The sequence below is a fragment of the Acutalibacter intestini genome, assembly GCF_034334985.1.
GTDB classification, from domain to species: Bacteria; Bacillota; Clostridia; order Oscillospirales; family Acutalibacteraceae; genus Acutalibacter; species Acutalibacter intestini.
Map to the genome: position 1 here is coordinate 118,886 of NZ_JAWXXL010000005.1, position 13,899 is coordinate 132,784.

At 57.1% G+C, this 13,899-nt stretch carries 11 protein-coding genes and 1 riboswitch; of the genes, 5 read left to right on the forward strand and 6 right to left on the reverse strand.

All coding sequences use genetic code 11. The features are described from left to right. Nucleotides 1–87: 87 nt before the first annotated feature. From U8U68_RS06150 to U8U68_RS06160, 3 genes are all read right to left on the reverse strand, one after another. Nucleotides 88–975 carry a helix-turn-helix domain-containing protein gene (locus U8U68_RS06150; protein WP_322199954.1) on the reverse strand — a complete coding sequence of 296 codons (888 nt, stop codon included), beginning with the start codon at nucleotides 973–975 and terminating at the stop codon, nucleotides 88–90. Nucleotides 976–1,165: 190 nt separating this feature from the next. Then, on the reverse strand, nucleotides 1,166–1,978 hold the full coding sequence (locus tag U8U68_RS06155; RefSeq protein ID WP_322199955.1) for a DNA-3-methyladenine glycosylase family protein: 813 nt from the start codon (nucleotides 1,976–1,978) through the stop codon (nucleotides 1,166–1,168). Continuing rightward, nucleotides 1,975–2,682 (reverse strand): DUF6062 family protein, encoded by a 708-nt coding sequence (locus U8U68_RS06160; RefSeq protein ID WP_322199956.1) that lies wholly within the window; start codon nucleotides 2,680–2,682, stop codon nucleotides 1,975–1,977. Before U8U68_RS06160 ends, U8U68_RS06155 begins: the two co-directional genes overlap by 4 nt. 167 nt (nucleotides 2,683–2,849) lie before the next feature. Between U8U68_RS06160 and U8U68_RS06165 the strand changes: the two genes are divergently transcribed. The 4 genes from U8U68_RS06165 (at nucleotide 2,850) to U8U68_RS06180 (ending at nucleotide 6,677) form a co-directional block, all read left to right on the forward strand. Next, nucleotides 2,850–3,722 carry a MurR/RpiR family transcriptional regulator gene (locus U8U68_RS06165; RefSeq protein WP_322199957.1) on the forward strand — a complete coding sequence of 291 codons (873 nt, stop codon included), beginning with the start codon at nucleotides 2,850–2,852 and terminating at the stop codon, nucleotides 3,720–3,722. Between the two features lie 6 nt (nucleotides 3,723–3,728). Next, on the forward strand, nucleotides 3,729–4,985 hold the full coding sequence (locus U8U68_RS06170) for a BaiN/RdsA family NAD(P)/FAD-dependent oxidoreductase (RefSeq protein ID WP_322199958.1): 1,257 nt from the start codon (nucleotides 3,729–3,731) through the stop codon (nucleotides 4,983–4,985). 235 nt (nucleotides 4,986–5,220) lie between these two features. Beyond that, the gene (hemW, locus tag U8U68_RS06175) at nucleotides 5,221–6,342 is read left to right on the forward strand and encodes a radical SAM family heme chaperone HemW (RefSeq protein WP_322199959.1); all 1,122 of its coding nucleotides are present in this window, start codon (nucleotides 5,221–5,223) and stop codon (nucleotides 6,340–6,342) included. A gap of 161 nt (nucleotides 6,343–6,503) precedes the next feature. Further along, nucleotides 6,504–6,677, forward strand: coding sequence for a hypothetical protein (locus U8U68_RS06180; protein ID WP_322199960.1), 174 nt, complete (start codon nucleotides 6,504–6,506; stop codon nucleotides 6,675–6,677). Between the two features lie 17 nt (nucleotides 6,678–6,694). Here U8U68_RS06180 and U8U68_RS06185 read toward each other — a convergent pair whose 3' ends face one another. Further along, the gene (locus U8U68_RS06185; RefSeq protein ID WP_322199961.1) at nucleotides 6,695–7,837 is read right to left on the reverse strand and encodes a DHHW family protein; all 1,143 of its coding nucleotides are present in this window, start codon (nucleotides 7,835–7,837) and stop codon (nucleotides 6,695–6,697) included. 282 nt (nucleotides 7,838–8,119) lie between these two features. Then, complete coding sequence (locus tag U8U68_RS06190) at nucleotides 8,120–8,749, reverse strand: energy-coupled thiamine transporter ThiT (RefSeq protein ID WP_322199962.1); 630 nt, start codon at nucleotides 8,747–8,749, stop codon at nucleotides 8,120–8,122. A gap of 241 nt (nucleotides 8,750–8,990) precedes the next feature. Continuing rightward, a riboswitch (TPP riboswitch) is annotated at nucleotides 8,991–9,112 on the reverse strand. A 345-nt stretch (nucleotides 9,113–9,457) separates the two neighbouring features. Between U8U68_RS06190 and U8U68_RS06195 the strand changes: the two genes are divergently transcribed. Further along, a complete protein-coding gene (locus U8U68_RS06195) occupies nucleotides 9,458–10,018 on the forward strand; it encodes a DUF4854 domain-containing protein (protein WP_322199963.1) in 561 nt (186 codons plus the stop codon). A gap of 153 nt (nucleotides 10,019–10,171) precedes the next feature. Here U8U68_RS06195 and U8U68_RS06200 read toward each other — a convergent pair whose 3' ends face one another. Continuing rightward, entirely contained in the window at nucleotides 10,172–13,558 is a 3,387-nt protein-coding gene (locus U8U68_RS06200) for an HAD family hydrolase (RefSeq protein WP_322199964.1), read from the reverse strand. Between the last annotated feature and the right edge of the window lie 341 nt (nucleotides 13,559–13,899).

Below are 13,899 nucleotides of genomic sequence, written 5' to 3' on the forward strand. Positions count from 1 at the left end.
CGGTTCAAAAGAGGTGATACCTCTTTTGAACCTGGCGGCACGGAGATGCCCGCGCCGCTCTGCTTGAAAATCGGTATGTGCCGATTTTCAAGTGTGTTTCCTATAGATGGCCAACGAGAGAAGGCCGGGAATCCCCAGCCAGAGGGCTATAACGGCAAAGGTCACTGCCTCAAAGTTTGGGACCGTCAGCCCCGCGCCCACATACAGCAGGGCCAGGGGCAGCGAAACATACCCCAGCGTCCGGTGGGCGGCGTTCCAGGCGGCGGGGTCCCGTACCGTCCAGGGAAGCCGCAGGCCGGTATGCCGGTTAAAGGGCAGCCGGGGCGAGATATACCCGGAAAAGGCCATACACGCTGTTATAAGGAACAGCGCCAGCCCCCGGCCGTCCCCAAAAGGAGCCAAGGGGCTTTGGTCCAGCAGCGCCGCCCCCAGAGCCAGCCCCAAAAGGACCAGGTCAAAGACAGTGGTCAGCCGGACAGCGGCCAGGCCCTTTGGGCCCGGAAGCGTTTGCTTCGGGAGCTTCTGCTCCTGGGCAGACTCCGTCAGCAGAGGGAGGTCCTTGTACAGCAGAGCCAGCGCCCCCAGGGCGCAGCCTCCGGTAAGCAGCAGAGAGACCACCGGACGGCGGACCGCCAAAGCGGCCAGCATGGCGGCAAAAGAAAGGGCCAGCAGCCGGCCCCGCTTGCGCTCTAACAGGGCCCGGCGGGCATCTCTCTGCCGGTAAAGGGAGAACTCTTGGAGGATACGCTCCCGCTCCTCTTCCAGCCCGGAAAGTTCCTGGGGCGGTATGCCCAGCAGGCGGTCTACCGGGGTCTCCAGCGCATGGGCCAACAGGACCAGCTGGTCCGCGTCCGGCGCGGAGAGGCCCTTCTCCCACTTGGAGACGGTCTGCCGTACCACGTTCAGCCGGACGGCCAGTTCCTCTTGGCTAAGGCCTTTGGCTTTTCTGGCCGCTTGGATGTTCTGACCAATCATAAAGCCGCGCCTCCTTTCCCCATGATGTTGCTTTGATTTTATGGCTAAGGTGGTCGAAACCCGGCAACGCGGGAATCTACCCGTATTTACGATAGCATTCCGGCGGGAAAAAGGCAAGCAACGAAAATTAACAAATGGGGGAGGAAGGACTGTATGGGGGTTGGAAGGCGTTTGGAGACGGGGAAAGCCGCTACGCAAACAACTCTGGATGCATCCGGCTGTAGTGGAAAATATACTGCTGGGCCAGGCCCGCGCTGGGGCCAAAGTCCTCCGGGCTCATCCCAGGCAGCAGGGTGGCCATAGCCCGCTTCATCCACACGTCCATGGGGAAGCATTCCGTCTTATGAAAGCCATACAGCAGGGCGCACTCGGCCACCTTTGGCCCCACGCCCTTGATTTTTCGCAGCTCTTCCCGGCCGAACTCTGCCGGCTCTCGGGCAATAGCTTCCAGGTCCAGCTGGCCGCTGGCCACTTTTTGGGCAGCGTCCAGAATGTAACCTGCCCGGTATCCAGAGCGCAGGGGGGCCAGATCCTGGGGCGAGAGGGCTGCCATTGCCTCTGGGGTGGGGAAAGCATGCAGCTTCGACCCGGGAATGGGCTGGCCGAACAACTGACAAAAGCGCTGGACCATGCCTTTGATGCGGGGGATATTGTTATTCTGGGACATGATAAAGGAGCACAGGGCCTCCCAGGGGTCCTGGCGCAAAATACGGATGCCGGGGGCAAAGGCTGCGGCTTCGGCCAGGGCAGGGCTTAGCCGGGAGAGGGCCTGGCGCTGGGCCTCGTAATCTTGGTCCAAATCGAAGTAAGCCCGCCAGATCTGCGAAAGGTCCTCTGCGGGGCAAGAAAATGCTAGCTGGTCTTCTGTCCGCCGCAGGATGAGCATCCGGCCAAAGGCAACCCCCTGCCAGGAACCGTCCTCCAGTTTCTGCCAGCGGAAAGCCTGGCCACAGTCCAGGGTCTGGGCCAGGTCAAAGCTGGCGGGGATGCACACGCCGCTCACCGGTTTTTCTCGTTAGCGTCCTGCTGGGCAGTGGGCTCCCGGCCGGTGAGCCAGGTGATGGCCCGTTCGATAGAGTCCCGGGAATTTCCCCAGTCTCCGCCCACGTTGCGGTAGTCGAACATCCGGCAGAAATGGGTGACATCGCCGCCCAGCTCTTCCAGGTAGGCGGCGGCCAGTTGGGTGGTAATGGCCTGGAAGGGCTGAAAATTTTTTTTGGGCATTTTCTGGGCGGCTTCTAGCACCAGGCCGTAGTGGGGCAGGCAGATAAAGGGCTGGGCAGCGTAAATATCCCGGAATTCCTGTTCGGCCTGCCAAAGGGTAATGGTGCTGTCCAGCAGGTGGCGCATGTTTTGGTCTATATTTTCGCAGATAAAACAATTTTCCCCCCGGCTGTGTACAGCCGCCACGATCTTCTTGGCAGGGGTTTTATCCCCTGGAAACACCTGGCCCTTTACTTGCGCCAAAAGGCTTTCCAGAATAAGAGCCACAGAGAGGCGGCTGCCCCGGGCCAGGATCTGGTTGAAGTGATGAGAACAAAAGCCCAGGCGGTTGGTCTCAATACGCACGTCGGGCTCCATCATGGCCGCGCCAGTGATGTAGGTGGCCATGCGGTCCTCCAGCATGTCCCGCATCCGGCAGAAAGGACAGCCGTCTTTTGGCTCGAAAACTTCGTTGACAGGAATAGAACAAATATCTTCCCGCATGATTTATAGCCTCCTTTGGGGCAATTATAATAAAATTATACCATAAACGAATCGAAATGGGAAGAATAAAATAGGCGTCTCCCCACAAGCTTTCCCTCTTGATTTCCCAGGCAAAACAATGTAAAATAAAAGGCAATAATGTCTTTGGAAGAGGGAGAAACAAGCCCATGAACGACCAACTTTCCGAAAGGATACAGGCCAGCCGGCGGGGCTTTTCCAAAAGCCAGCGGGCCATTGCAAAATATCTTCAGGACCACCCAGAGGAGGTGGCCTTTATGACAGCCTCTAAGCTGGGCGCCACAGTGGGTGTCAGCGAGTCCACCGTGGTGCGGTTTGCCACCGAAATTGGCTATTCCGGCTACCCTGCCATGCAGCAGGGGGTGCAGGGGATGATACGCAATAAACTAACCACGTTTCAGCGCTTGGAGATGACTTCTCGGAACGTTCCTATGGACAAGCTGCTGGACGCGGTGCTGGAGCAGGACATTGACATTTTGCGCCGGACCAGGGAAAACATGGACACCGCCGCTTTTTACCGGGCAGTGGACGATTTGGTAAAGGCCCGGCGGGTGTTTGTGCTGGGGGCGGGCAGCTCTTTGGCTCTGGCCACCTTTTTGGCCCACTATATGCAGCTGATCTTTGACTCGGTCCAGCTGGTAGAGGCTACCAGCGAGGCCGCTATTTTACAGCAGATGGTCCGTGTACACGAGGACGACGCGATTATAGCCATCAGCTTTCCCCGGTATTCGAAAAAGGCCGCCAAGGCTTTGAAATACGCCTCCAACCGGGGCATGAGCGCGGTGGCCATTACAGATAGCCCAAATTCCCCTGTGGCAGAGTCCGCCTCTCATATTCTGCTGGCCCGTAGTGACATGGTCTCTTTTGTGGACTCTCTGGTAGGGCCTTTAAGCTTAATCAACGCCCTCATTGTCACGGTGGCTATTCGAAAAAAGGCGGAGGTCTCTCGCTCCCTTCAGCTAATGGAGTCTATTTGGGATGAGTACGGAGTTTATGAAAAGGTGGATGAGGAGGAGCAGTAAGGAGCTATGACAGATGTGATCGTGGTGGGGGCAGGGGCCGCCGGGCTGATGGCGGGGGGCCTGTGCGCGGCCCAAGGCCTGCGTACCCTTATTTTTGATAAAAACAGCCGGCCCGGGCGCAAGCTGCGTATCACAGGCAAGGGCCGCTGCAACCTGACCAACCACTGCTCCCCGGAAGAGGTGATTGCCGTGGCCCACGGAGGACGGTTTTTGCACAGCGCCATGAGCGCCTTTCCGCCCCAAGCGGTAATGGATTTTTTTGAGGACCTGGGCGTGCCCCTAAAAACCGAGCGGGGCCGGCGGGTCTTTCCTGTTTCAGACAGCGCCCACCAGGTGGCGGATGCCCTGGCTGGATTTGCTAGGAAGAAGGGCGCTGTGCTACGCCAAGAGACAGTTACCCAGGTGCTGATGGAAAACGGCCGCGCCGCCGGGGTGCGTACTGGAGCGGGTGAATACAGGGCCCAGGGAGTAATTTTGGCCTGTGGAGGCGCGTCCTATCCGGCCACTGGGTCGGACGGCTCGGGCTATCGGCTGGCCCAGGCTCTGGGGCACTCCATTGTGCCCGTTGCCCCCTCGCTGGTGCCTTTGGAGGAGGCGGGGAACTTCTGCCAGCGGATGATGGGGCTCTCTCTGCGCAACTGCGGACTGAAGGTAACCGCCGCTGGCAAAAAGAAGCCCGTGCATGAGGATTTTGGCGAGCTGCTGTTTACACACTTTGGTCTGTCTGGGCCCACTATTCTCAGCGCCTCGGCCCATATGCGGCCAATGGAGCCGGGACGCTACAGGGTACACATTGACCTAAAACCCGCCCTGGACCAAGCCCAGCTGGACGCCCGGCTGCTGCGGGACCTAGAACAAAACAAAAACAAACTGTTTGCCAACTCTCTGGACCAGCTGCTGCCCCAAAAGCTGATTCCTATTATGGTGGAACGCTCGGGCATTTCCCCAGGGACCCGGTGCAATGCGGTGACCCGGGAGCAGCGCCGGGGGTTTTTGGAGCTATTAAAGGACTTTACGGTAGAGATCAAGGGTTTTCGTCCGCTGGAGGAGGCGATTGTGACTGCGGGGGGCGTCAGCCTGAAGGAAGTGGACCCAAAGACCATGGAGTCCAAGCTGGTGCCTGGGCTGCGCTTTGCCGGGGAAATTCTGGACGTAGACGCCCCCACCGGCGGATATAACCTACAAATAGCCTTTGCCACCGCCAGCGCAAGCGCTGGACCTTTATTCGAGAAGCCACGCAGGGCTGCGGATTATATGCAATGAAAATTGTTTGGTGAGCCAGTGTGCGGTGTTTGGGCCCGCCCGGATGGTTCGGCAGTGCGGGCTTGCGCCCTTAGGCATGGAAATAATGGAGCCCAGTGGGAACCCTCGGCGGTTGCCTGTGCGAAGTGGTGGATTATCTTCGTGCGGGCCGCTTATTTGGCGAAAAGGACCTCCAGCGCCAGGGTAAGGGTACGTGCCTGCCTCAACAAAAAACAGAGCCCCACAGGAGGCGGTCATGAAGAAAAACCTTTCCATTTATATCCACGTCCCCTTCTGCGCGGGGAAATGTCCTTACTGCGATTTCTACTCTCTGCCTGCCGCGACCCAAGAGGCGATGGATGCCTATGTGGAGCGTCTGGTGAACCTGGTGGCCCAGATTCACCCAAAGAGCCGCGCCTATCTGGCGGAAACTGTCTATTTTGGCGGGGGCACCCCCAGCCTGTTGGGGGCCCGCCGCCTGGCTAGTGTACTGGAGGCGGTGATAGAGAATTTTTCTGTCAGCCAGAACCTTGAGGTCACCTGCGAGGCCAATCCCACCCATGTGGACAGGAGATTTTTCCGAGACCTGCGCCAGGCGGGGTTCAACCGGCTCTCGATGGGCTTGCAGTCCGCGGTGCGGGAAGAGCTGGCCCTGTTGGGCCGGGCTCACACCCCGGAAGATGCTGCCCGTGCGGTAGAATGGGGCCGCGCGGGGGGATTTGAAAACATTTCTTTAGATCTGATGCTGGGCCTGCCCGGGGGTACAGAGGAAAAGCTGGGACGGTCCATTGCCTTTGGAAGCGAGCTGGGAGCGAAGCATATTTCGGCTTATATTCTAAAGGTGGAGCCGAACACGCCCTTTGCCCAGCAGAGCCTGGCCCTGCCCGACGGGGACCAGGTGGCAGAGCAGTATTTGTTCTGCGTAAGGGAGCTGGCAGCCAGGGGGTATGGGCAGTACGAGATCAGCAACTTTACCCAGCCCGGTTTTACGGGGCGGCACAACATGAACTACTGGCTTTGTGGGGAATACCTAGGTCTGGGGCCTGGGGCCCACTCTTTTATAGAGGAACGGCGGAGCTATTATCCCCGAGACCTGGCCGGTTTTTTGGCTGGGGGCGGGACGATAGACGATGGTCCCGGGGGTGGTCTGGAGGAGTTTGCTATGCTGCGTCTGCGGCTGACCCAGGGCCTAACCCGTGGGGCCCTAGCAGAACGATTTGGCACAGAGGGAGAAGCGGCTTTTGAAAAGCTCCAGGCCAATGCCAGCCATTGTCCGCCAGATCTGTTAGCGGAGGGGGAGGGCCGGGTGGCCCTATCGCCAGAGGGCTTTTTGGTGTCAAACGTTCTGCTGGCACGACTTTTGGAGGGAATAGCGTAAGAAATGCGTTTCCATAGGCCGCCAAAGGAAAGTGGTTCTGAGAATAGTGGGGACAAGCCCGGAGACAAGGCAAAGACTTGGCCGCTGGAGGCGGGTTTTGGCCTAGGGCTTGTTTGAAAAATCGCAAACACCATCTTTTTGCCCTGTCCGGGCGGATTTGTGTGTGGAAAATCCTCTTCTTGATTTTCAAACCAGCCCTAAACGGCGCGAAAGAGAATATTGAAAAAAGCGCCTCCATTCACTACTTACCGTGGATGGAGGCGCTTTGTGGTGCGCCACACAGCGCTTTTTTAAACGATGGGGCCCTTGGCCGCTCTGCCCCAGAAAAAGAATAAGCAGCGAGCAGGGAGTATTATTCAAACAAGGTATACAGATCCTCCACCCGCTGGTAGGTGTTGGCCGCCATGGTGCTGTTTAGGAACAACAGGTCCGTGATCCCCCAGCTCTGGCAGAACTGGGGCAGGTTCCCCTCAAAATAGCGGAAATCCACCACGTAAAGCTCCTCAAATCCAGCCCCCAAAAAGGCCCCAATGGCGTTGCCGTAGGACTCCTTTACCATCACCAGCTTCCTGCCGTTGTGGCAGTCCTGGTTCTGCACCCGCACACAGGGCTGATCTCCGTAGAGGAACATGGTGTATCCCATAGAGCTGTCCCCGCTGTTAATGCCCTCTAGAGGGGTAAAGTCCACCCCGTCATAGGAGGAGGCCGCGGTGTAGGCATAGCCGGGTTCGTATGTGTCAATATGGTCTGGGCCCAGGCTCTCGTCATAGGTCATTTCATAGAGATAACCGTAAAAGCTGTCGTTGGGGGTGGCGCGGGTGAAACTTTCCAGGGGGGAAGCCTCCAGCCCGGCGATTTCGCAGAACTTTACATAGGCATAATAGGCCCCCAGGGCGGTCCAGTGGGTATCTGTATTGAAATATAGATACTCTTCTTTGTGCTGGTCCATAATGTCATAGATGTCTACAGGGTGTACAGCGGAATAGCGATTGTAAATAGAGGCGGTGTTTTCTCGCTGGGAGCCGCAGCCCATGCTGTCCCGTAGACGCTTTGGCAAACCGAACTCCGAGTGGTTGGGCACCACTATGTTGTACACATCTATCCCGGGCAGGCTGGCGGCAAAGCTTTCAATGGCCTGGGCATAGGGCTGGGCGGACTCGTCATAGCCGTAGAACAGCTCAAAAGCCATGCTGTTCCAGATATAGATGCCTTCCGAGAGATACCCGTCCTGGCCGTTGTCCGGAATAGGAGCCGGGGAAGGCGTGGGGGTGGGATCGGGAGTAGGCTGTGGCGTGGGATCTGGCGTAGGAGTAACCGGCGGGGCGGTAGGGGCTGGGGTGGGGGAGACGGCAGGCTTACTGGGGACAAAAAATTTATTCCACAGCAAAAAGGCTGCCGCGCCGATGCCCGCCAGAACAAGAAGCAGGGCGGCAATGGACGCGATTAACCCCCAACTGGGGCCCTGTGACTCTGGGCGACGGTGCTTTGCGGGCATGGGGAACATCTCCTTCTGGTCAGACGCATTTTTTCTATGATAACAGATTTCCAGGAAAAAGGCAAGACAAGAGAAGAGGATCTCCAGAAGGATCCTCTTCTCATTACAACAAAGCCGCCGTTTAGCCCCTTCTCTGGGGAACTAAGTGCTGGCAGACGGCTTATGGAAAAATTTTGTTAGCATAATTTTTGAAATTTGCTGCCGGCATAGGCGGCACAGGGCGGTGCCCCTTTTGTTCCACCGGAGAGGGAAGGCTTTTGCGTGCTCCCTCTTTTTGCGCGGTCACGTCCCCTTCAAAATCTGCTGGCCCGCGAATTGCATTACCAAAAAGCCTGCTATGCAGGTGATAAGAATTTCTGGAATCATGTATCCACCGTTATAGACCAGGGAGTAGAAAAACGCCAGCTGCTGCCCGCTCATGCCTGCCAGAATAGGGGAAAAGTTCGCGTCCGCATACTCACTCCATAAAATCCATCCGGAGAGGAAGGAGCAGAGGTAGCGCAGCAGCCCGGCTACCAGGCAGCCCAGGGTAAAGGCGGTAGGGTGGCTTTTCAGCTTTCCCCGGAAAATGCCTGCGAGCCCCAGCACGGTAAAGGCCAGCAGGTAGTCCAGGAAGATAGAGCCCACTACGGTGGCGCCGCTGACCCCTTTTAGAGCGTCCAGGCCGAAAAGCAATTGTAAAACGCTGAATACAAGGCCAGCCCCCAGCCCCCATTTGGGGCCGGCGCGGTAGGCGAACACCATAACGGGCAGCATGCCGCAAATGGTGACCGAGCCCCCATAGGGTAGATCGAACAGCTTTAAAAAGGACAGGATGGTTCCCAGGGCGATGAGGATTCCGGCCAGGGCCAGGTTCAGCACCTGGTGGTTTGGGCCCTTTTTGACGGACGGGTTTGGGTTTTGGTTGTTCATATGCTTCTTTCCTTTCAGAAAATTTTTTTGAAAAATGAAAAAGCGCCGCCCGGAAAAATCCAGGCAGCGCGAAAGCATCCTTTTTGTAGAGCAAAAACGTGGGGCTTACTCGACCCAAACGCCATAAGCTATAGGAAACCTACTAGAAAGACCCTATGGATTCTTTCTTAATCTGGCGGGATTATGCGTCCCCTTGGCTAGGGGGCTAAAGCGCCGGGTTCCCAATATTATTTGCCTCTACGCAAAGAAAATGAAATGCTTCCTCCGTCGGTATTATCCGCATCAGGTTCTTAGGGTTTAAGCTCCAAAGCCTTAACGGCTCTTGCTCCTCTCAGCCAATGTTCGGCACCCCTTATTTCATTTTTCGACCTTATCATACCTGATGGAGGGGAATTTGTCAATAGGGGTTGAATGAGGCACAGACGGGTCCAGCGGATATGAAGTGACGAAAGGGCCCTGCTGGCAAAAATCTTTAAAAGTCGGGTTCTAGGTGGTTCTCTCACATCATACAAGAACAGAACGCACTGGGAGTTATTTTTATATAGGTTGATAAATTCTCTGTAGCTGTAAGGAATTTTTAATCTTTTTGTAACCCCATTTTGCTTGACATCCCGCTTTTCCAGTAGTATAATCACTGTTGGTCCAGCTTGAGAACAGCAAGTTAGGAACCAAATAAAATTTAGACTGATTGAAGAAAGGCGTGCGATCATGAAAAAAACAGTTTTCCGGATTTTGGCCGGCACAATGGCCATTGCGATGGCTCTGACTCTTTCCGCTTGCGGCGAGAACAATAGCAGCTCCGCAGGTGCTTCCAGCGCGGTGAGCAGCAGCGAGGTTTCCAGCAGCGCGGAGGAGTCCAGCTCTGAGGTGTCTTCCGAGGCTTCCACCTCTTCTGAAGAGACCAGCGGTTTGAGCAACACCAGCGGTACTTATGCCTCTGTGGAGGAGTTCCTGGAGGACCCCAATGTTAGCGGGCCAATTAAAGAGATGATGAGCTCTTTGGCCAACGAGAAGATGAGCATTGACATTAAGGGCGAGGGCGATGTCCTGGTCTATCTGTTCACCTATTCCGACACGGCTCTGGAAGGAAACGATATTGAGACAGTGGCCACTACGCTGGAGACTGAGATGAGCGCCCAGGCTGCTACTTTTGAGAACATTGCCGACCAGGTGGCTTCTGTGCTGGACAGCGGCAAGGCCACTGTACGGGTGGTCTATGCCCAGGCTGACGGCAGCGAGATCTTTAGCCAGGATTTTAACTCTAAGTAAAAACTTACAGTTAAAAGTAATAAAAAAGCCGCTCCGGATTAAAACGGAGCGGCTTTTTTTGCGTAGGTTTTGTTCTGCGGAGGTGTAACAAACTCCATGAAACTTTTGAGCAGGAGACTCCCGGGAGAACCACAGCGGCTCCAGGAGGCTTATCTAGCGCCGCAGCTTAGGAATGAGCACCAGAAGCCCTAGCCAGAACAGCTCGAACAAGAATAACACCAGGGTGGAAAGCTGCCGCATTCCCCCAAAACAGGCCAAAAGTGCCACCAAGACAAAGCCCAGCACCACTGCGGCGGTCTGTATGGCCACCAGAATCCCCGCGGTGCGTTTTTGTTCCACACAGGCCGAGATGAGGCTCATCATGGACTCCATCCGGCCTTTTGTGGCTGCCACTGCGTCCGCCCTGGGGTCGGTCTCTAGGGTCAACCGGTTGGCGGTGTCTCCCAGCTGGGCATCCAAAATGCCCACGCTGGCGGAGTCGATGCCAAACAGCCGGGAGACCAGCGCCACGGTAACGTTGGGGTCCGTGGTACGCACCAGCACGCTGATTCCGCTGTCCTCCAGCCGCTGCAATTCATTTTTTCGCCGCCGGTCCGCCGAGTAGCTCAGCACCAGAATAGCTGCTACCATCGTGTCCACGGCAATATAAATGATATTTTGGTTGCCAGAGGCGTACTGGGTTTCCTCTTCCCGAGTAGGCACTTCCAGCCGGTGGTTGATTAGCAGGCCCCGGCCGCCGATGTAGATGGTTTTGCCGTCTACCCGGCCCACAATGCCTCCGCCGCTCTCATAGGTGTACTTTTCCACCTCGGGAAGAATTTCTTCCGCTTCATTAATTACCTGGTCGAATACCCCGCTAAGGGGTCCGCCAATCTCCTTCATCAGGGCCGTTGCGCACATAATGGCGTCCTCGGCAATCACCCGGCTGCCAAAGGTCTTAATGCCCCCCAACACCACGGTACCTGTAGGGAACAGATCCCCGGCGTCGGCAATTACAGCGTTTACGTCGCCAAACTTTTCCACTGCCTCATAACCCACCAGCATGCCGCCGGCCCGGCGGGCGGTTTTGCACATCCGGCTAATGGGCAGGTTGACGGAGAGCATATTGGCCGCTGCCACACAGGCGCAGCAGGCCGCTGAAAAAGCACTGACTGCTGTGGGGACGCTGCTTGTAATCAGCAAGCAGGCAATGCATAATACCAAAGAGCAGATAAGCCCCAGGGGCGCGATAACCTGGGAAGAGGCTTCCGAAGGGTCCGGAGCATAGGAGAGCTCCAGGAAGCGCTTGAGGAATCCGGTTTTACACTGGTAGGAAATCAGTGGTTTTTCCGCCACACAATCCTTCGTCATTTTTAGGGAGGTATTGTAGTCGTCAAACGTCTTTACAGCGTACTTCTGCTCCCGAGAGGTGACAAACCGGAAGTTACTATGAATCCGGCGAATCATGGTCAGCTTGCCCGCCGCGTTGGCCAGCAGCAGGGCTGAAACCACTGGGGCGTACAGATGCAGCCCGCCGGTAACCAGGTCCTCTCGGAAAAACAGAGAGCAAACAGTCTGCACTAGGCCAGCCAGCACGGCCACGGCTACAGCGCTGTCCGAGTTGGCTTTGGCAGCGAACAGGGCCTTTAGGCCGTTGCCAACGGTCTTATAGCAGACCCCTGCTGCTACAATGGAGAACACCAGGGTGAGAATTACATAAGCCAGAGGCCAGCTGCCAGAGCCAGCTGTTACCGAGAACCTGCTGCGGCACACCAGTGCCACCAGGGTCAGTAGCACCGTGCACACGCCTGTAATCATAATGCGTAAAGAGAGTTCGTGCATTTCCCCTCGCAGCTCATTAGCAACAGACCGGGCGTCCTCAGGGCCGGTGTAGTCCTCTATGGCCTCGCCAGTGTCCTGCGAAGGCGGAGAGGCATTTTTAGGCGGCTTGGGCTTTGCCGCGGCCTCTTCTGCCTTTTGGGGCCGGGGACGCTTTTGGGGTTTAGGGGTTCGCAGGGCCTCTTCCGCCTCTTTCGTACGTTGAATAGCGTCCGACTCGCTGAGCAGGGCGCTTTGCAGCACATTGGCGTTAATGATGTGGGTGGGCATGGCCCGGGAGCGGTACTGGAAGATATTCTCCACATAGGGCACCTGCTGAGTGGGCCTGGGCGGCGGGGCCGGTTTCCGAGGAGGCTGCGGGGGAGGAGGCGCCTGCTCCTGAGCCTGCCGGACTGCTGCCCGGGGCATCTCAATCGTTTTTTCTGAGACGGCCGGCTGCTCCCCATACTCCTGCTGGGGAGGTTCGACGTAGGCGCTCTGCTCCCCATACTCCTGCTGGGGAGGTTCGACGTAGGCGCTCTGCTCCCCATACTCCTGCTGGGGAGGTTCGACGTAGGCACTCTGCTCCCCATACTCCTGCTGGGGAGGTTCAGCGTAGGCGCTCTGCTCCCCATACTCCTGCTGGGGAGGTTCGACGTAGGCGCTCTGCTCCCCATACTCCTGCTGGGGAGGTTCAGCGTAGGCACTCTGCTCCCTATACTCCTGCTGGGGAGGTTCGGCGTAGGCACTCTGCTCCCTATACTCCTGCTGGGGAGGTTCAGCGTAGGCGCTCTGCTCCCTATACTCCTGCTGGGGAGGTTCGACGTAGGCACTCTGCTCCCCATACTCCTGTTGGGGAGACTGGGCTGGGGCTGCCTCCAGGATGCGCTCCACAGTTTCTTCGCTCACAGGGGGGGCCCCGTCGCCGATCTTTTGCAGCTCAATGGTGCTGTTCAGCACATTCAGCTTGATCTCCATAGTCTGGTCGCCAGAGGTTTCCAGCATGGCCTTTTGCAGGTCGCTCAAACCGCTGACGCCCTCTACGTCCAGACCGTGCTGGCGGGCGTAGGGATCGGCGGCAAAGGGCGTCACCGGCATGGGAGCTACTACGCCGAACTCCTCGGCAATCTGCTGTTCGTCCATGCCCGCGCTCTGCACGGTTTCAGCCACCCGGCGGCGGCGCTCCTTTTGCAGGCGCAGGAAGTTTTCCTCTACCTCATCGTCAATGGACTTAGAGTCGTCAAACAGGGCCTTATAGCCCTCCTCTCCCAGAGGAGGTGCGTCGCCATCCAGCCGGTACTCGTCAATCGGCTTAAGCTGGATGCCGTAGTACATATCCTCTTCGCTCTCGTCAAAGTCTGGCACCTTCCTCTTGCCAAAAAGGCTCCAGCGCTTTTTCTTCTTTTTCTTTTTGCCCCCCTCTGCCGGCAAAGGGGAAGGGGCTGGGGACTCCTCTTCCATGGTGGGCGGAGGCTCCGGCTGGGGGGGGCTGGCCAGCCGGGGGGGCGCCTGGGGGGCAGCGGACTGCAAAGGAGCATCCGTATCTGCCTCGAGCTCTTCTGGGCTTACCTCCACATATTCCGCCCCAGGGGGCAGATGCGGCTCCTGGGTTTGGTTACGGGCCGGCTCTTGGTTTTGGGCAGGAGCCGTGGTGGGGGCTGTTCCCGCGATCGCGGTTTGGGCCTGTTCCCGCTTTTGGCGCTGTTCCTCCAAAATATCCTCCAGGGTGAAATCTTCATTCATATTGATGTGCTCCTCTCCGGTGGGGCCCGTGGCCCTGCCAGCGATGTTTTTCCATTTCTTCTATGGAAAGCGGTTTCTTCTGGTTCTCATACTCGCCGGCTCGAAAACATTTCATAGGCTGTTGCCCAGGTGCCCTAATCCGTAGGACCAGGGACCTCTATGGGTAAAACCATGTACAAAGTCTCCAGGGTCTGTACAAAAATCTCATCCTCGCACAGTATTCGGCTCCTCTGTCTCAACGTTCGGTTCTCCTGCTACAGGGGTAAGGTCCTCTTTGCCGTATGGAGACATTTCATAGCTAGTGGGGAGGCCTGATGTTCTTCCTCGTCCACTGTCTCAAA